General features: G+C 61.0%; 19 protein-coding genes and 1 pseudogene. 9 read left to right on the top strand and 11 right to left on the bottom strand.

Features of this window, described 5'->3' with window-relative positions:
* Nucleotides 1-2: 2 nt before the first annotated feature.
* Nucleotides 3-3,026 (bottom strand): Tn3 family transposase, encoded by a 3,024-nt coding sequence (locus tag C667_RS04385; RefSeq protein WP_004355858.1) that lies wholly within the window; start codon nt 3,024-3,026, stop codon nt 3-5.
* A 139-nt stretch (nt 3,027-3,165) separates the two neighbouring features.
* On the opposite strand from C667_RS04385, the pseudogene C667_RS04390 reads away from it, so the two are divergent.
* The 6 genes and pseudogenes from C667_RS04390 to C667_RS04415 form a co-directional block, all read left to right on the top strand.
* A pseudogene (locus C667_RS04390) lies at nt 3,166-4,158 on the top strand (zinc-binding alcohol dehydrogenase family protein); the annotation flags it as partial.
* 73 nt (nt 4,159-4,231) lie between these two features.
* Nucleotides 4,232-4,663, top strand: coding sequence for a GlcG/HbpS family heme-binding protein (locus C667_RS04395; RefSeq protein ID WP_004357630.1), 432 nt, complete (start codon nt 4,232-4,234; stop codon nt 4,661-4,663).
* Nucleotides 4,664-4,725: 62 nt separating this feature from the next.
* On the top strand, nt 4,726-5,016 hold the full coding sequence (locus C667_RS04400) for a DUF1330 domain-containing protein (RefSeq protein ID WP_011191344.1): 291 nt from the start codon (nt 4,726-4,728) through the stop codon (nt 5,014-5,016).
* 151 nt (nt 5,017-5,167) lie between these two features.
* Complete coding sequence (locus C667_RS04405; protein ID WP_011191345.1) at nt 5,168-5,638, top strand: TlpA family protein disulfide reductase; 471 nt, start codon at nt 5,168-5,170, stop codon at nt 5,636-5,638.
* A 3-nt stretch (nt 5,639-5,641) separates the two neighbouring features.
* Nucleotides 5,642-6,154 (top strand): DM13 domain-containing protein, encoded by a 513-nt coding sequence (locus tag C667_RS04410; RefSeq protein ID WP_004357637.1) that lies wholly within the window; start codon nt 5,642-5,644, stop codon nt 6,152-6,154.
* Nucleotides 6,142-7,413, top strand: a complete 1,272-nt coding sequence (locus C667_RS04415) for an MFS transporter (RefSeq protein WP_004357638.1) — start codon at nt 6,142-6,144, stop codon at nt 7,411-7,413. The genes C667_RS04410 and C667_RS04415 overlap by 13 nt, the downstream gene beginning before the upstream one ends.
* A gap of 30 nt (nt 7,414-7,443) precedes the next feature.
* Here C667_RS04415 and C667_RS04420 read toward each other — a convergent pair whose 3' ends face one another.
* From C667_RS04420 to C667_RS04455, 8 genes are all read right to left on the bottom strand, one after another.
* Complete coding sequence (locus C667_RS04420) at nt 7,444-7,872, bottom strand: RidA family protein (RefSeq protein WP_018429625.1); 429 nt, start codon at nt 7,870-7,872, stop codon at nt 7,444-7,446.
* Nucleotides 7,873-7,951: 79 nt separating this feature from the next.
* A complete protein-coding gene (locus C667_RS04425) occupies nt 7,952-8,401 on the bottom strand; it encodes a hypothetical protein (protein WP_004099042.1) in 450 nt (149 codons plus the stop codon).
* Between the two features lie 87 nt (nt 8,402-8,488).
* On the bottom strand, nt 8,489-9,061 hold the full coding sequence (locus C667_RS04430) for a hypothetical protein (RefSeq protein WP_004099040.1): 573 nt from the start codon (nt 9,059-9,061) through the stop codon (nt 8,489-8,491).
* A 91-nt stretch (nt 9,062-9,152) separates the two neighbouring features.
* Nucleotides 9,153-10,121, bottom strand: a complete 969-nt coding sequence (locus tag C667_RS04435; protein WP_004357645.1) for a magnesium and cobalt transport protein CorA — start codon at nt 10,119-10,121, stop codon at nt 9,153-9,155.
* Nucleotides 10,118-10,822 (bottom strand): glutathione S-transferase N-terminal domain-containing protein, encoded by a 705-nt coding sequence (locus tag C667_RS04440; RefSeq protein ID WP_004099038.1) that lies wholly within the window; start codon nt 10,820-10,822, stop codon nt 10,118-10,120. Before C667_RS04440 ends, C667_RS04435 begins: the two co-directional genes overlap by 4 nt.
* A gap of 132 nt (nt 10,823-10,954) precedes the next feature.
* Nucleotides 10,955-11,494, bottom strand: coding sequence for a peptide-methionine (S)-S-oxide reductase MsrA (gene msrA / locus C667_RS04445; RefSeq protein ID WP_004099036.1), 540 nt, complete (start codon nt 11,492-11,494; stop codon nt 10,955-10,957).
* Nucleotide 11,495: 1 nt separating this feature from the next.
* Nucleotides 11,496-11,939 carry a peptide-methionine (R)-S-oxide reductase MsrB gene (gene msrB / locus C667_RS04450; RefSeq protein WP_004099035.1) on the bottom strand — a complete coding sequence of 148 codons (444 nt, stop codon included), beginning with the start codon at nt 11,937-11,939 and terminating at the stop codon, nt 11,496-11,498.
* A gap of 359 nt (nt 11,940-12,298) precedes the next feature.
* Nucleotides 12,299-12,961 (bottom strand): LysR family transcriptional regulator, encoded by a 663-nt coding sequence (locus tag C667_RS04455; RefSeq protein ID WP_004357648.1) that lies wholly within the window; start codon nt 12,959-12,961, stop codon nt 12,299-12,301.
* Nucleotides 12,962-13,189: 228 nt separating this feature from the next.
* Here C667_RS04455 and C667_RS04460 point away from each other — a divergent pair, with 228 nt between their 5' ends.
* The 3 genes from C667_RS04460 to C667_RS04470 are packed head-to-tail and all read left to right on the top strand — an operon-like array spanning nt 13,190 to nt 16,043.
* Complete coding sequence (locus C667_RS04460) at nt 13,190-14,422, top strand: bifunctional alpha/beta hydrolase/OsmC family protein (protein ID WP_004357650.1); 1,233 nt, start codon at nt 13,190-13,192, stop codon at nt 14,420-14,422.
* Between the two features lie 32 nt (nt 14,423-14,454).
* A complete protein-coding gene (gene msrA / locus C667_RS04465) occupies nt 14,455-15,018 on the top strand; it encodes a peptide-methionine (S)-S-oxide reductase MsrA (RefSeq protein WP_011191350.1) in 564 nt (187 codons plus the stop codon).
* Entirely contained in the window at nt 15,018-16,043 is a 1,026-nt protein-coding gene (locus tag C667_RS04470; RefSeq protein ID WP_004357654.1) for a zinc-binding alcohol dehydrogenase family protein, read from the top strand. Before msrA (C667_RS04465) ends, C667_RS04470 begins: the two co-directional genes overlap by 1 nt.
* Before the next feature lie 396 nt (nt 16,044-16,439).
* Here C667_RS04470 and C667_RS24770 read toward each other — a convergent pair whose 3' ends face one another.
* On the bottom strand, nt 16,440-16,934 hold the full coding sequence (locus C667_RS24770; RefSeq protein WP_004099028.1) for a MarR family winged helix-turn-helix transcriptional regulator: 495 nt from the start codon (nt 16,932-16,934) through the stop codon (nt 16,440-16,442).
* Between the two features lie 557 nt (nt 16,935-17,491).
* Nucleotides 17,492-17,980, bottom strand: a complete 489-nt coding sequence (locus C667_RS04480; protein ID WP_004099027.1) for a YkgB family protein — start codon at nt 17,978-17,980, stop codon at nt 17,492-17,494.
* Nucleotides 17,981-18,426: the final 446 nt, after the last annotated feature.

Genomic DNA, 18,426 nt, shown 5'->3' on the forward strand with positions numbered 1-18,426 from the left:
GCTCAGGCTCTGCGCGTCGCGCGCCGCATGTCCTGCACCGACGCGGCCGCTTGTTGAAAGGTGTCGTCCGCGATCCAGGCTTCGGGTTTGCGCTTGAGTTTCAGGCTGTACTCGCCGAAGCGCTTGACGTGCGCGACCTGGTAGGGACTCAGAAAGCTGACATCGTTTTCCGTGATCTGCCAGCCTTCATGCCGGAGGTCGCCCAACGTGCGCATCATGTCGACGGTGTTCTGCAGGATCAGGGCGGAGGCCACCAGATCGTTGTAGCGCAGGCGCTTCTGCTGTTCGTCCGGCTCGTTCACCGCGATCACGTCGCCACCGAAGGACAGCCATTTGGCAAAGCCGTTGTAGGACTCGATCTTGTTGGTGTTGGCGGTGATCTCCTGGCGCAGCTCACGACTGCCGATCCACTCCAGCAGGAAGCCCGTGCGGATCACGTTGCCCAGTTCCTGCGCCGCGAAATACAGACGGTTCTTGCGGCTGTAGCTGCCCAGCTTGCGCAGCAGGGTGGCCGAAGAAATCTTGCCGGCGTAGATCGACAAGGCCACCTGCATCAGATCCTGCCAGTGCCGCTCGATGAGGTTCCAGTCCACGCTGTCGCCGAACAGGCGGTTGATGTACTTGTACTTCACCGCCTTGTCCGGCCGGAACAGCGTCAGATTTTTCCAGTTCCGGATGCGCGGCATCAGCTTGATGCCCAGCAGATGGGTGAAGGCAAACACTGTGGCCGACTGGCCCTGGGTGTCGGCATGCACGGTATCCGCTTCGACCGACAGGCCGGCCTTGAGCAGTCCCTCGATCACGTAGATCGCTTCCCACACACCGGGCGGAATGAAGTGGCGGAACACCGCGATGTAATTGTTGGCCACGTGCCGGTAGGCGACGGCGCCCATCTTGCGGTAACGGAAGTGGTAACCCGCGAGCAGGTTTTCGTCGTAGAAATCGTACTGCGTACCGTCGGCGGCGACCGTCTTGCCATCACCCCATATCTTGGGGAGATCCAGGCGCAGATATACCTCGTTGAGCTCGCGTTGGGCCGCTTCCAGGCTCTCCAGTGAGAGGTGGCGCCGATTGACGAAGGACAGCATGTGCGGCGTGACGCCGCTGTTGCCCAGATGGCGCGCCGCCTGTGTGGGCCCGAGGTTGCAGCCCATGGCGAAGATCGTCAGCAGGTAGCGCTCGGCCGGCTGCTTGAGCTTGGCCATGTTGCCCGATAGTGGCCCGAAGTGCCGCGTGAAGCCCATCCAGTGTTCGATGTTGGCGAGCACGTCCAGAATGTGCCGCGCCGGCATGCGCTGGGTCAGCGCGTTCTGCAGCGACATAACCGAAGGCGGGATTTCGCGCGCAATCGGCTTGCGCAACACGGGTTCTCCGCTGGCAGTCAGGGCCACATCGCCGCGGCATTCAGGAAACGTGTCATCCAGGTGCTGCGCGGTGTCGGTGAGCCAGTCGCGCAAACTGCTGGCAAAGGTCGTTGCGTCCTGCGGCAGGCCAATCTTGTCGCAGTAGGCGGGTAACAACTCCTGGCATTCCTCCCACGAAAGCAACTGATCGCGGTAATCGGCGAACTCCTCCGAGCCGACGATACTGAGATCGCCAGAGCGCAACTCCTCGGCGAGGTAGGAGAAGACACAGATTTCGAGGTTGCGCCGGCTTAAGCCCAGACCGAAACCATCGCCGCTGTCGCCCTCGCGCAGGAGCTTGCGCCAGCGGTCCGAGGCGAAGGAAAGGTCAATGCTCTCCGTAATCCACTCGATGCGATGCTTGTCCTGGTAGGTCTTGATGAGGTTCAAAGCGTCGATCAGCGTCCGATCCTGGGTGGTGGCGCGGATGTCGAGCAAATGCACGAGCCGGAACAGGATGGAGCGATGGCTCTTGAAGTGTTTCCACACGAGCGGCAGGTAGTTGTTGCCGCTGGTCGCCTGCACCTGGGCACAGGTCTCGCGGACCCCGTGGACTCCACCTGCGGGTGCAAGGTATTCGCGTATCTGAGCGCCGGCCGCCGCATTGTCCGGTTCGCCGTCGAGGATGGCGAGCACGCCATCCAGCGTGCCGATCAGGCGCTCGATCTGGCCGCGCTGCCCGAACTGGATCTGGTCGAGCTCTTCCTTGGCGCGTTTGTGAATCGTGGCCACGCGGCGCAGGAACATCTCGGCCAACTGATCCCGCGCGCGCACCTGCATGCGCCGGATCAGGGCCACCAGCAGGGTGTAACGCTTGGTCTCGGCGCATTCGCGCAACTCGGACACGTCATAGGCCATGGCCTGGGCGGCGAAGTGGCGAATCTTGGTGTCGGGAAGGCCTGCAAGGACGTCATCCCCCGCCGTGATCGAATCCAGCCATTCCAGATGCTCCACCAGCATATCGAGATGCTTGCGGGTCGGGCGTTTCGCGGATTTCTTGAGCTCGTTGTATTCGCTTTGGCGGCGTTCCAGTTTGTCCGTGACCAGCAGCGCCTGTAGGGCTTCGAGTTGTTGGGGGGTGATACGGTGAAATACCTTACCGAACACCCGGTTCTGCACGGCAGCGTGGGCCTTCTCTGCCAAATCGTCGAGCGTCGAGAAGGCGGGGAGTTCGTAGCGCGCCTGGAGCACCCCCTCGATTATCCCATTGATGATGTCGGCACGCTGATCCATGAGCTCAGCCGCATCGCAGGCAAAGCGTTCTGCTTGGCGCATCGCATCGTGCCCATGGAAGGGTTTGACGTTAAGCAAGCCCAGCACCATGGCTTTGTGCCGAAAGAGGGTGCGTTCGACGGGGTATTCGATCCGTATCGCGTCACCGAAACCGAGGCCATTCCGGACGTGGGTGATCACCTCGGAAGGTATCTTGTCGAGGCTAGGAAAGTAGCGCAAGTGCTGGAAAACTTTGAGCAGGACGGCCAGTCCGAGTCGGGTCCCGGCAGAACGGCCGGCCGACTTCAGCCAGTTGATTTCTTCATCCTGCAGAGTAAAGAACTGTCGCAGGTCACTCGGTGAGTAGTAGCTCAGAAACTGCGGGTATGCAGTGCGCTCCAGTGACGCCATCCTGATCCTCCGGTATCCGTGCCAGCATGCAAGGGTAACGGAGAATTGCAGCGGTTGGCACGTCATCAGGATTAGTTGTAGATCAACCGGTTACAGGTGATATGTACAGTTTTTCCCCTTATCCCGGTCATACGCCTACAAGGTTCCGGGACCCATCGCCGAGGACGCCTCTCTGGTCGACATTGATCTGCCTCGGCCTGTCGCTGAAGGAGGCGATATCCTGGTTGAGGTGAAGGCTGTCTCGGTCAACCCGGTCGACTACAAAATCCGCAGCAGCACGCCGCCCGCTGATGGCGATTGGAAAGTGCTGGGATGGGATGCGGCCGGGATCGTGCAAGAGGTCGGCCCCGACGTGACGCAGTTCGCGGTAGGCGACGAGGTCTATTATGCCGGATCGCTCATAAGGCCTGGCACCAATGCGGAGTTCCATCTCGTCGACGCCCGGATCGTCGGTCGTAAACCCGCGTCGCTCGACTGGGCGGAAGCGGCGGCGCTGCCACTCACGACGTTGACGGCCTGGGAAGCCATGTTCGATCGCCTGGACGTGACGAAGCCCGTTCCCGGGGCGGCGGCGATCCTCATCATCGGTGGTGCGGGTGGGGTCGGGTCGATCGCCATCCAGATCGCTCGACAGCGCACGGATCTCATCGTCATCTCCACCGCCTCTCGGCCGGAAACCCAGGAGTGGGTTAAAGGGCTTGGGGCTCATCATGTCATCGACCACTCTCGGCCGCTCGCGCCACAGATTGCCGAGCTCAACATCGGCGCTCCCGCTTTCGTGTTCTCGACCACGCATACCGAGCAGCATGCATCCGACATCGCCGAACTGATCGCCCCGCAAGGACGGTTCGGATTCATCGACGATCCCAAGGCGCTCGACGTCATGCTGTTCAAGCGCAAGGCAGTGTCGATCCACCACGAGCTGATGTTCACACGGTCGCTCTACGGCACGCCCGACATGGATGAGCAGGGCAAGATCCTCAATTCGCTGGCGGTGCTGGTGGACGACGGCAAAATTCGCACGACGCTAACCGAAAAATTGTCGCCAATTAATGCCGCCAATCTGAAGACGGTGCACGCACTGATCGAAAGTGGCGCGGCAAGAGGCAAGATTGTCCTCGAAGGCTTCTGATGACTGCCACCGCCGAACGTCTTTTCTAACCTCAAGAACGCCGGACGGATTACGCCACGGCGAAGGAAATTTCATGACGAAATCCATTGCCACCGCCTCGATCAACCGCGAAACCGCCGTCGCCCTCATCGACGCGGCGATCGCCGCGGCACGTACAATCGGCATCCCGGCTGCGGTCGCCGTCGTCGACGCCACCGGTAACCTGCGCGCGTTCGAGCGCACTGATGACGCGCCGTTTCTCACCGTCGATGTTGCCATCGACAAGGCTTGGAGTTCCGCCTCGTTTGGGTACCCCACCCATGTCTGGAACGACTATGTTTCGAACGATCCAAAAGTGGCGCCGCTGGCCTATCGCCCCCGGATGGTCGCTGTCGGCGGAGGCTATCCGATCCTGGAAGACGGGAAGTTGATCGGCGGGATCGGCATCTCCGGAGGCAACTATCAGCAGGATCAGGATGCGTGCGTCGAGGCACTCACGAAAATCGGGTTCGAGCTGCCAGCCTGACGACTTTAAGGCCATCGCCAGCGGCGGTGGCCTGCAGATGCGACCTTATGAAAGACTTTAAGATGGAAGCGTTCGTCGTCTTCACCCGCGAAGAAACCACCGATCCGGAAGAACTCGCAACCTATTCTGCAGGCGTCGGCCCATCGTTCGATGGCCACGACGTAACCTTTCTCGCCGCTTATGGCGCGATGGAGCATTTGGAGGGGCCGCCCGTCGAAGGGGCCGTAATTTTGCGGTTCCCGACGATGCAGGCCGCCCGTGATTGGTATCATAGCCCCGCCTACCAAACCATCGCTGCGCACCGTTTTGCCGGTTCCCGCTATCGCGCCTTTGTCATTGAGGGGCGGCGGTGACACACCGACGGAAGAACGGCGGGGCTGGCCACGAGGTATCGGTCGGCGAACTCGCATCCTACAACCTGTAGGGGATCAAGGCGGTGAGGTTCGCGTGCCATCGCCACACGCGACCACTCATCGGACTTCTGCATCGGAATTGGAGGATCAGATGAGCGTCGACGAACGACAAGCCCCCGAGCTGCGGGTGCAGAGATGGATTGGCGCGGATGGAGAAAGCATCGCGCCGCTCAAGCTGTCGGATCTCGGCACCGGCCCGAAAGTCCTCTTCGCCTTCCAGCACTGGTGCCGTGGCTGCCATTTGCATGGATTTCCGACGCTACAAAGGTTGCATGGTGCATTGAGCGCCAAGGGCGTGGGCTTCGCGGTGATCCAGACCGTCTTCGAAGGAGCGGATGAGAACACCTTCGAGAAGCTGCGCGTGAACCAGCTCAAGTATGCGCTTCCTGTCGCGTTCGGTCAGGACGAGCCACCTGCCGGCGCGACGCTTCCCACCTTCATGGAGGACTACCGCACGCGGGGAACGCCCTGGTTCTCCGTGATGGACGCTGGCGGCCGCATCGTATTCTCGGACTTCCATCTCGACGCCGATCAGCTCGTGAAGGGACTGGAGCTGGTGTAACCGATGCGGCGCTGGGTCATCCTGATTGCCACCCATCTCGCGATGCTCGCCATGGGCTTCGCGGGCGGTGTCTACACGCTGCCGATCCTGACCGCCCCCCAGGCCCCGGACGCGGCGGCCTTGCGGACCATCTCAGCCGAGACGCTCTACGCAGGGCGTCTGGCCCGCGATCTCAAAGGCAGCGACCTGCTTCACTGGGGGGAAGGCGAGATCCGGGTCTCGCGCGACCGTATCGCCCATATCGGGCGCCTCGCCCCTGGTCCCGACTACAAGCTCTACCTCGCACCACGTTTCGTCGACACGAAGGAGGCCTTTCTCCTAATCAAGGACAGATCAGTCCGCGTGGGCGATGTGAAGACGTTCAACGGCTTCATCGTCGAGGTGCCTGCCGGCATCGATGTCCGTGACTACAACACGGTCGTCATCTGGTGCGAAGCATTCGACCAGTTCATCAGTGCGGCAGAGTATCAACCCTCAAGTCAGGCCCGAGAACGAGCCCGGCGATGGATACCATGAGGTCGGCGGGCAAGCGCGGCCTCGTTCTCGCGCCGGTGGCGGCGCTGCTGCTGAGCGTCGCCGCTCTGCTGCTGGGCAATGGCCTGCTGAGCACGCTCCTGATCGTGAGAGCCGGCCATAAGGGGTTCTCGACCGGCGCGATCAGCGCGATGATGTCCTTCTATTTCGCGGGTTTCACGATCGGCGCGCTCGTGTTGCCACCGATCATCGTCTCCGTGGGACATGTCAGAACCTTCGCCGGCTTCGCGGCCATTGCCTCGATGACCGCCCTTCTCCATGTGGCGTTCGTGGAGCCGATCGCCTGGATGCCGCTTCGCCTGATTACCGGCTTCGCCTACGCGGGCATGATCCTCGCAACGGAGAGTTGGCTCAACGCCCACGCATTGCCATCCACACGCGGGCAGCTCCTGTCGATATTCGGAGTTGTCTCTATGGGCTCATGGGCAATCGGGCAGGCGTTACTCAACATCGCACCGCCCGCCGACGTGACATTGTTCCTCATCGTGTCGCTGCTGATATCAGCGGCGGTGGTTCCGATCACCTTGCTGCCCAGTCATCCGCCGGCCCAGGTGGAACAGGAATGGGTCGCGTTCAGGGACCTCGTCCTCGTATCACCTCTCGCTGCGGCTGGCGCTTTCCTGGCCGGCCTGGCTATCGGTGGTTTCTGGGGCATGGGCGCGAACTTCGCCCAGAGCATCGGCCTCGATGTGGGCGGTATCTCCGCCTTCATGGCTGCGGTTCTTGGTGGAACGCTCGCCTTCCATTGGCCACTCGGTTGGCTTTCGGATCGAGTGCCCCGGAATCTTGTCATCGCCGGTGCGGCGCTGGCGTCCGCAGCGTCTGCCATCGGCGTAGCGTTGGCGGTGGAAGCGCCTCTGCCGCTGCTCCTTGCGGCAGGTGCGCTGTTCGGCGGCTTTGGCATCCCGATTTATTCGTTGTGTCTCGCCGTCGCAAACGACGATCTTCCGGCCGGTCGGCTACTCGGCACCGCGCGCGGGCTTCTGTTGCTCAACGGGATCGGGACAGCCGCTGGCCCCCTAATAGGAGCAGCTGCAATGAATATCGTCGGCCCTGGCGGCCTGTTCCTTTATGCGGCGGCGTTGCTCACGCTCCTGGCAGTGCTGGCCATCGCCCGCAGGCAGCCGAGGCGCGCCAACCAGGCCAAGGCGGCCCCCCGTTCTCCGAGCACGCCGATGATAACCGGATCTCTCGATACGATGATATGCATGGAGAAGCGGGCGCAGGGCGTGCGGGATTAGCGCGGCACGGCGCCTGCACGAACCGCGGGGTCAGGCGATGATAGCTGTTACGCGAATTTCGATACGCATGGTTGGAAGCCCCAGCGCTTCGATTCCCAACTGCGTCCAGATTGGAGCGCGGTCGGGCATGTAGTGGCGATACAGCTTGGCCATTGTTTCGTTGATCACGGGAGGGAATCCACCGACGTGATAGGAATTGACGTGGACCACATGCGGCCAGCGTGCTCCGGCGGTCGCGAGCGTCCGTTCCACGTTCTTGAACGCCTGCTCGATCTCTTCCTCAATCGACTCCGGAATGACGAGATCGTCGTTCCATCCGCCCTGTCCGGAGATCTCCACGCGGTCACCAATGCGCATTGCCTGAGAATAATGAAGCGCGTCATGCAGGCGCGTCCCGTATCCGGGGGTGATGAAGAATGAAGGTGTTGTCATGAGTTTGCCTTTGATGAGCCAGGTCAACGCGGCTGCAAGTGACCGTATGCATGCAGAAAGAGATGCAGGGCGTTCGGCACTAGCGCGCCGGCTGCGGTGGAGGGCTTTATTCCACGTCTTCTACGGTGAGGTCCCGGCCGTTGAACTGCACGGTCTCCCCGGCTCGGGCACCCTCGATCGCTTCGAAGATCGGCGCCATCGTGGAAATGCCCATGAGCTCACGCCCCTGACAGGTAAACTTGCTCGTTGACACCGCGATCACAAAGTGGCGGCCGGACAGCTTGACGACAGCGCCTTCGTTGACGGCCAACTTGGGGCCGAAATCGATCGTCCTGAGCTTTTCGAGTTTATTGGCGTAGTCATGGAGCGTGTCATCGAGCGCTTCAGCGAAGTCGCTCGCGACCTCGGCCTGAGCTAGTTCGTCGTTTTCGATCGGTTCGCTCCGATCGAGCCGAGCGGTAGAGACATAGTCCAGGTAGTTTTCGCGAGCGCTGTGCAACGCTGCTGTCTCCAGCAAGAGCATAGTTTCTCGTATGTGGTCCTTGTTCCAGTCCATAATCACCTCCTAATTTTCGATGTTCTTAAAGTTCAGCCTGCAGATGTGTGGGCCAGGAAGGCCAGCCTTTCCGGCTAAGCGACACCGCTATTCGTCGCTGATGACGTCTTCGCCCTGGTATGGAACCCTGATCAGCCGAGGATCTCGAATGATGCTCGTGACGAGCCAGACATATTCCTGCTCGGCGGTATCGAAGCCGAGGATGCTGAAGGATTGGCCGAAAGGGCATGGCGGGAAGTCTGGAAAGCCCTCGCGCAGAACGTAACGCTCGGGATCGCTGTGAAACTCGCTCTTGTAGACTTTCCGTAGTCCGTGCTTGCTCGGCGCGTCCTGGTCACCTGCCGGTGCTGTTTCCCGATGCGCCACAAGGCGCTCGGACAAGTCGCGGGGGCAGATTTCGTGGAACACGTCGAAGGCGTCGATCAACAGGCCTTTATGCTCTGTCGCCGGATCGGTGATCGCGTAGATGTTGGAGGCATCTTCGCCGTCGTCCCCGCTCTCGAGGCGCAACGCCGCATCGACGCGAATGCTGCATGCATCGAGGGTTGACCCTAGTTCGAGATCGACGAGATTGCCGTCCTTGACGCGGTATTCGCGGTCATAGCCTTTGGCGATGAATGACTGGACTGCTTCTAGAACGTCGGTCACCTGGGAGGTCATGGAAGCACCTTCATCTTGAACTGGATTGGACACGCTCGCGCACAAAGCGCGCTGTGACTCGGCGGACGGAGAAGCTCGCGAAGTGCGTTACTCATAGCCACTTGGCCTTCTTGAAGCGCATGAATAGGAGAAGGCAGAACACCGCTATCACTCCGAGCACGACGAAGTAGCCATATGGCGTGTCCAGTTCCGGCATGTGCTTGAAGTTCATGCCATATATTCCGGCGATCGCCGTCGGGACCGCCAAGAGCGCCGCCCAGGCCGCGAGCTGGCGAGTGACCACACCGATCCTTTGCGCTTCCAGAAGGCTGCTGGCCTCGAAGACCGTGGACAGGACAAGCAGGAGGCCGTCGACCATGGACTGCACGCGGTGGACATGGTCCGCGACGTCGTGGAAATATGGTGTCATTTCGGCGCTGATGCAGGGAAAGTGGCCGCGAACGAGCTTTCGCACCAGCTCGGCCATAGCCCCGAGCGTGCGCTGGAACCGCGTGAGTTCGGACCTTAGTTCGAAGATTCGCGCCACCTCTTCTGGCCCGAGGAAATCGTGCAGCGACCGTCGCTCCATCGCCAGGACGTCGTCCTCGATCATTTCGAAGATGGGCAGATACTGGTCGACCACTCGGTGCAAGATCGCGTGCAGCACATAGTCGACACCCTTGCCGAACTGCGTCGGCGATGCCTCGAGTTGCTCCCGAAGTTTGCCCAGCGCTCCGGCATTGCCGTGCCGCACGGTGATAAGGTGATTGTGACCGGTGAAGATCGCCATCTTGCCGTAGCTGATCCGGTCGCCGACCAGCTCGGCGGTCTGGGCGACGACGTACAACTCATCGTTGTAGACCTCGAGCTTGGGCGGGCACAGCGGGTGCATGGCGTTGTCGATCGCCAAAGGATGGAGGTTATACGTCGTCTGGATCGCGCTGAGTTCGTCTGCGGTGGGCTCGCTAAGCGCGATCCAGCAGAAGCCCGAGCGATTCTCGTTTAGTTCGACGTGCTCATCGAGCCTGATTTCACGGACTCGCTTACCTTCGTTGTAATAATATGCGGCGATAATGGTCATGCAGGCCTCGCAGGAATTCGCAGGCCACGCTGTACAGCCGGTCGCGCCAGCCCGCGTTCGAGCCATGCCTGCACGTTCGAATAGCTGCTTAGGCCGAGGATGTCGCCCGCTGCGTAGAATTCGACCAGCGCATTCACCCAGCCAAACGTCGCAATGTCCGCGATCGAGTAATCATCGACAATCCATTCGCGGCCCTCCAGCCGGTGATCCAGGACCCCGAGAAGACGCCTGGATTCATCAACAAAGCGCTGCCGAGGTCGCTTGTCCTCATAGTCCTTGCCGGCAAATCGCAGGAAAAAGCCTAGCTGTCCGAAGGTCGGCCCAACGCCCGACACCTGAAAGAACACCCAGGCCAGAGTCTCGTACCGCTGGGCGGGTGTTGTTGAGATGAGCTGCCCCGTCTTGTCGGCCAGATAGATGAGGATCGCACCGGTTTCCCATATGCCAATGGGCTGGCCGTCAGGGCCAGCCGGATCGATGATCGCGGGTATGCGGCCGTTGGGATTCAACGACACGAACGCTGGATCCTTCGACTCGTTGTTCGAGATGTCGACGAAGTGGGGCTCATACGGCAGGCCAGTCTCCTCCAGCATCATCGAGACCTTGACGCCGTTGGGCGTGGGGGCCGCGTATAGTTGCAAGCGATCCGGATAAGATGCTGGCCAGCGCTGCGTGATGGGAAAGGAGGAGAGGTCTGTCATATCTGGATCCTGGCACTGCGACGGCGGCTGAATGGAATGATCTGCTTCAAGGCCGGGTTCGACGACCGCGTCGATTGACGCGGTCGTCGGAGGTTGCGAACCGGATCGGCGCGGCACTAACGGCAGCGAAGCCTATTCCGCTGCAGCCCCGGCCGCAGGGCTCACATCGCCGGCCTCATGCCGCTTTGGAAGAACCCAGTCGGGACGGACGAAGTGGCAGGTGTAGCCGCCCGGCCGCTTCTCCAGATAATCCTGGTGATCGGGCTCGGCCTCCCAGAACTCGCCGACCGGCTGGACCTCGGTCACCACTTTGCCATCCCACAGCCCCGAGGCATCCACATCGGCGATCGTATCCTCGGCGACGCGCTTCTGCTCCTCGTCGACATAATAGATGCCCGACCGGTAGGAGAGCCCACGATCATTGCCCTGGCGGTTCAGCGTCGTCGGATCGTGGATCTGGAAGAAGAATTCCAGGATGTGCCGGTAGCTCGTCACTGTCGGGTCGAAGACAATCTCGATCCCCTCGGCATGCGTGCCGTGATTACGATACGTGGCGTTCGGAATATCGCCGCCCGTGTAACCCACACGGGTCGAGATGATGCCGGGCCGCTTGCGGATCAGATCCTGCATGCCCCAGAAACATCCTCCTGCGAGAACAGCGCGCTGATGCATGTTAAGCCTCCTCTACTTGATCGAGATATTCACCGTATCCCTCGGACTCCATCTCGTCGCGCGGGATGAAGCGAAGGGACGCAGAGTTGATGCAGTAGCGCAGACCGCCGCGGTCGGAAGGACCGTCCGGGAAAACGTGGCCCAGATGGCTGTCGGCGTGTACCGACCTGACCTCCGTCCGGACCATGCCGTGTGCACTGTCCCGCACCTCGTTCACGTTTGCCGGAACGATCGGCTTGGTGAAGCTGGGCCAGCCAGTACCCGAATCGAACTTGTCCGTTGAAGCGAACAGCGGCTCTCCCGACACTATGTCGACGTAGATGCCAGGCTCCTTGTTGTCGTTGTGCTCACCCGTGAAGGGCCTTTCGGTCCCCGAATCCTGGGTAATCCGGCGTTGCTCGGGGGTCAGGCGGTCAACTGCTGCCTGTGACTTCTCAAACTTCATGATAGTCTCCAATAATTAATCTAGAGAGCTCGACACACTGTCATTTATCTTTGCAGTCATTGCGCCGACTATCGCAGTGCGCCCCAGATTTATCCAATACGCTGCGCGTATAGTTTCCATAGCGCCGAAGCTCTTCACGTCGTGATTCAGTTCCACTCATACCGGGCTGCCAGCTGCGCGATGTTCCGTATCTCGACCGTTGCCGTGGAGCCGGATACTGTCGCGATCACGACTTCGCGCTCCAAGACAAATCCGTCGATCGGCCGAGTGACGAGGCCTTGCACGGTCGGCGATCGTTCCGGAAGAATGCATATGGCGTGGCCGTCAGCGACGACCCGTTGCACCCAGTCCTCGCGATCTTATCGAAAGCGAGGTCGCATGAGCAAGTCCCGTCGCGCGAAGTGATCGAGGATCCGATCGCGAAACTCGCATTTCAGGCGATCGACGAAAGGAAACTCGAGCAGGTCTTCGCCGCGCACGATCTCGTTGGCAGCCAAGGGATGGTTTGCAGAACAGCCGAGCACGAAGCGCTCCCGAAATAGAGGATGCACATCCAGCTTGCGTTCCGGTCTTGTTTCACGCGGCATGATGCACGCGTGGTATTTTCCTGAAAGCACCTCCGATGTGTCCTCGTTCGACTGGAGCGAGTGCAGCTTGATTTCGATGGATGGCATCTCCGCCAATGCGCTCTCGAAGAATGCCGTAAATTCCTTTGGTCCGACGGTGGGCGCGACGGCGACATCCAGCACGCGGTGCCCCCCCATCGCCCAGTGCTCCGAGTGATTGCGAACGCTCTTCATCGCGACCACCATGCGCCGGAATTCTGCCTCGACGTCATGGCCAAGGCCAGTCAGGCGGCTGTTCTTCCCGTCGCGATAGATCAGCGGCCCGCCAAGCTCATCTTCCAAGCGGCGGATCGCGCGGGTCAGACTTGGCTGTGACACACCGCTCAAGCGAGCGGCCGCTGTGAAATTCAGCGTCTCGGCCAAGTTGATGAAATAGCTGACTTGATTGAGTTCCATAGTCCTTTGGCCCACGCGCCTGACTGATACCTCTTCCGTGAGACCGCCTTTGGAAAGCAGGTCGCAGAAGTATGCTTGGCGCATATAATCATGGTATAGGGGCTTGTCTATATGCGCCAGACATATAAATGATAGCCTGAGATGACGATTACCGGTTGGCGGTGCGCTCCGCTCAGCTCCGTCGAAGGTTCTGAGAGCGCAACCGCCAAGCCGCGTGCTGGAGGTTTGATGGACATGGCAGGAAGATCATTTACGTTTGTCAGTGGGGCTGGCTCTCCGCTGTCCGGGCACCTCGAACCGCCGGAAGGGACGCCGCGGGGCTGGGCGATCTTCGCCCACTGCTTCACGTGCGGGAAAGACAGTCGCGCCGCTGTTCACATCTCGCGCGCGCTGTCGCGTGCGGGCATCGGGGTCTTGAGGTTCGATTTCGCCGGGACCGGGATCGGCGGTGGGACGGGAGAACCTGTGAACTTCGCGTCGGACGTCGAGGACCTTCGGGCCGCCGCAAATGCGATGGCGGCGGCGGGCATGTCACCGTCCCTCCTCGTCGGGCACAGCCTGGGTGGCACCGCTGCGATCGTAGCCGCCGCCGACATGCCTGATATTGCGGCGGTAGCGACGATTGGTGCGCCGGCCGACCTTCAGCATATCTTGCGCCTCTTCGGACCGAATGATCTGGACACCATCGCGAGCGAGGGCGAGGCCTCGGTGGAGATTGCCGGTAGGCCCTTCCTCATTCGCCGAGGGTTCCTTGAGGCGGTTGAGGGGATCGACGTCGAGAAGGCCATTGCCTCCCTGCGACGGCCGGTGCTGGTCATGCACTCTCCGCTGGATCAGGTGGTCGGCATCGACCACGCGTCGCGCATCTTCGTCGCGTCCAGGCACCCTAAAAGCTTCATCTCGCTCGACAACGCGGATCACCTTCTCACCGACGTCGCGGACGCGAACTACGCCGCGGCCATGGTGGCGGTTTGGGCGAGCCGCTTTCTCCCACCACTCAGCGCGGATCTTCCGCAGGTCGAGGTTGCGGAGGGCGTCGTCTCCACCGAAACTCTTGCAGGGACGTTCCAGCTCAAGGTCCGCAGCGGCGAGCACACTCTGTTCGCCGACGAGCCAGCATCGGTCGGTGGCCTCGGGACCGGACTATCTCCCTACGAACTCGTATCTGCCGGCCTCGCAGCCTGCACGGTGATGACGATGCGTCTCTATGCGAACCGCAAGGGCTTTCCGCTCGAACGGGCGAGCACGACCGTGCAGCACGAGAAGGTGCCGGACATGATGCCACCCGACCGGTTCACCCGCACCATTGTCCTCGATGGGCCGCTGAGTGATGATCAGCGCGCTCGGATCCTCGCGATCGCTGATCGGTGTCCCGTCGATCTGAGTCTCATCCGGGGTTCGGACGTGCAGACCGAGCTCTTGAGCGCCAGTCAGGCTGCGGATCCCGCGAGGCTGGCTTGACCGTGGCGCACACGGAGGAGGGCGAACGGACTGTGAGCCAATCGCCTACCGGCAATAGGGCGGCCGCGACAGAGCGAGCAATTCTCGCAGGCGGCTGCTTCTGGGGCATGGAGGATTTGCTGCGCCGAGCCAGGGGAGTCATTTCGACGCGTGTCGGTTACACAGGCGGAGAAATGCCTGATCCGACCTACGCGAGACATTACGGCCATGCGGAAGCAGTGGAAGTGACCTTCGACCCTTCCGTTCTCGCCTATCGCTCGCTCTTGGAACTCTTCTTCCAGATACATGACCCCACGACCTACGAGCAACAAGGCAGCGATGTCGGTCCGAGCTATCGATCGGCGATTTTCTACACCACCGAAGTGCAGAAGGAAGTCGCCCTCACAACCATCGCGGAAATCGAGGCATCAGGAAGCTGGCCAGGCCCGGTCGTGTCGGAGATCAACCCAGAAGAACCCTTTTGGGAGGCGGAGCCAGAGCACCAAGAATACCTGGTGCGCTATCCTGGGGGCTATAGCTGCCACTTCGTGCGCCCGACCTGGCGGTTGGACCGCTCAGACGAACGCCCAGCTGTAATACTTGACAGAAAGAGTTGATGATGACCGAAACCGTGACTAATCAGGCCGCCTGGCAGAAAGCGCCGGGGCAGCCACTGAGGATCGGTGTCACCGCTCTGCCGCATCTGGCGGCGAACGAGATATTGATCCGCAACGCGGCCATCGCGATCAACCCACTCGACTGGATTCTGCAGGACGTCGCGCTTTTGCCATGGCTCGACTATCCCGCGATTCTCGGCAGCGACGTCTCCGGTGAGGTCGCGGCGGTCGGTGGCGCGGTCGAGCGGTTCAAGGTCGGCGATCGAGTCATCGGACAGGCGGTCGGGACAACCGTAAATCAACCTGCGCAGGGTGCGTTCCAGCACCACACGATCGTGCTGGACCACATGGCGGCGCCGATCCCCAACAACATTGCCTTCGCTGATGCGGCAGTCCTCCCGCTTGGCCTTGGCACCGCCGCAAGCGGGCTCTACGGACGGACACAGTTGGCTCTCGCGCCACCGTTACACTCGCCGACCGCGCGTCCAGAGGTCGTTCTGGTCTGGGGTGGATCGTCGAGCGTTGGCTGCAACGCCATCCAGCTCGCGGTGGCGTCGGGCTACAGGTGCGTCGCCACCGCTTCGGCGCGCAACGTCGGCCTGTTGAAGGAGCTGGGTGCAAGCGAGGTTCTTGACCACTCGAGTCCAGCCATCGTGGAAGACGTGATTGAGGCAATGCGCGGGCGCAGTCTCGCTGGAACGCTTCACGCGACCGGTCACATGAAAGACTGTTTTGCCGTAGTTGCGAGATGCGAGGGCTCGCGCCGGGTGGCAGCGACGCTGGCCCCGCCCGACGAGCGTTCATTTGGAGTCGAGGCGACGCACATCTCCGGGACGAGCCTCAAGGATGACGAGGTTGGTCCAATGATCTACCGCGAATTCCTGCCGCAGGCTCTCGCGGCGCGCACGTTCGTCCCCGCCCCTCCGGCGAAGATCGTGGGCCAGGGCCTTGAAATGCTCCAGGCTGCCTTGGAAGCCCTGAAGGCGGGTGTATCCGCAGCGAAAATCGTCGTTACCCTGCCTTGAGTGACCAGCCAGGCGGTTTTTCGCGTTCGCAGTCTGAGGTGGCCCGCACTTTGCCGATTGGGAAGCTCTACCGGGAAAACGCGTTTGGGACGCGCGCTGCGCTCCTGCCGGAGCATGCGTTCCCGAAACCTGTTCCCGACTGCTTTTCCCCGAAACTACCTATCGGACATAGAGAAATGGGAATGCAGCGAGTGGTTTGAACGGCCGCTTCCGAAACCGCGTTCCGATCAATTGAGCGGCTAAAAGTGGGGCGATCACCGACATATTAGAATGAGACCGCCATGCCCGATCGGCCGGCTTGACGCGTAGCCAAAAGAATGCGGCTGATGGTAGGCTCGCTGACATTATGAAGCCCCGCCATCTGAGCAGCGTTGAGCTGCCGCAATTGCGAGTCTCCTACGCGTCGTCGTTCTTCTCGCGGTCCACACCTCGCTCATGCAATTCGGCATCGACGGGGCAGTTCGTGCAGCCCTCGTAGCAGCACAAGCGGCAGATGCGGTATGACTGCTCGAGGTTTTCCAAGCGATTTCGGAGAACGCGTTCAGCGATGTCCGATAAGGTTTTCAGTTCGTCTGGATTAAGGATCGATAGCCCTTCGGCAATCACTTGATCGCGCGAGGCCAGGACCTCGTCGCTCGCGACCTTGCCAGTTGGAGTAAGATAGAGGGATCGCGCGCGCCCGTCTGTCGAATGCTCCCTACGCTCGATCAATCCCTCGCTTACCAATCTATCCACCAGGCGAACAGTTCCAGCATGTGAAAGGCCCACCCCGATCGCAAGCATACGGATCGAGAGCCCGGGCTTGTGCGCGAGCAACGCCAGCGCTGAGGCGGCGGGTCCAGCTTCCGGCGCCCGCGATGAACTAGCGCGAACGATGTCGTCGCTGATCATGAGTGCGAACGCCCCGAAAATGTTTCGATCTCGAGGTCCATCCATTGCCACATCTATATGTGCGCGGAGCATAGACAGCAAGCCATACCGTGGTCCTCTTCCTCCGCGCGGCTTGTGGAAAATGTCCTGTTTTAGAAGGGTTTCGGAGGATTTCGACTGATCGAGCGCGCCGAAAAAAACGGGTCCGGCTCGTTAAGGCCGCGGAACCGTTGATACCTGGCGGCTATAGGGCAAGCCTTTTCGCTCGGAATCGCCGTAGGTCGCGCCCGAGAATCACTCCGCGTCAGCGCTGTCATCCAGGCCGCGCAGGTGCAGATCAGCGAGACCTAGCTTGCCCCCGGCGTCGCACTTCCATCGTGTCACCGCGCGCGATCACGATTGTATCAATCCCATTGAGGAACAGTCCGTGCTCCACGACGTCGGGGATTGCGGCGAAACGGGCGAAGACCGCGTCGCCATGCAGCTGAGCGCCTCCGGGCTCGATATCGCGACGGAGCATCCATGCCCCGCGGAGGTTCTGCAGGATTTGCACGCCCGCCGTCACGAGAGGACCACAGTCACGAGAGCACAAGCGCCCCTCTGTGGCGGACCGAAGCACGCAGCAGCACGAGGGACGCCGCTAGCAGAACTGCGTCCTTCAGTAGAAACTGCCCTGGTGCAGCCGAAATCGCAGGAAAGCCGCCGGCAGTCTGCTCCGCGACACCTGGAGTGGTGATGAAAAAGGTCAGCGTGATCAGATAGGTCGCTGCTGACATTAGTGCGCCTAGCGCAGAGAAGAGTGGACGAAATGCACCAAGGATCAGAACGAGACCGGTCGATAACTCGATAACGCCGATGAAATAGCTTTGCCCCTGCGTCCCGAACATGCCGAGCCAATTCATGATCGGGCTGTGTTCGATAAACGGGGCGATACCATAGGCCTCGTACGCTGTGAACTTCATCGCGCCGAACCACAGAAATACGATCACGAGAGCCCATCTAAGCAGGCCAAGATCCCTCCGACCGTGCTCGGGGACAAGAAATTCATAACGGTCGAAAATGCTCATCTAAAATTCCTCAACAGTGGTCCCGTGGGAACGTCACGAACGTCGTCTACGTGCTTCGGGCAGGCGTTGCAGTATATGCGCGACGCATATACTAATAAGCGAGATATGTCGAGCGGCTGGCTCGCGCTTCGCTGCCTCACGAAGCCATCCTCATCGGCGATGCCTTTACCCAGCAAACGCGCGACCTTTGCGGGATTTTGACTTGATGGGGCTGGCGCTCCGGGTGGGCCTATAGCCCGTTGGCAAACGTCCAGCCTGTACGGATGGACGCGGCCCTGGACGAGATAACCATGCCCACCGAAATCGTAGCAGCGATCGGCGAAGGCGCGCTCGCTTATCGAGAGAGCGGCATTCTCTCACTGGGTGTTGCCGGCTCCCTGATTCCGCACAAATCTGGCGTCGTTAAACGGCGTCGTCGAGTGGGCGCCGGCGGCGCCGTAAACGGC

It is taken from the genome of Thauera phenylacetica B4P, from assembly GCF_000310225.1.
Classification (GTDB): domain Bacteria; phylum Pseudomonadota; class Gammaproteobacteria; order Burkholderiales; family Rhodocyclaceae; genus Thauera; species Thauera phenylacetica.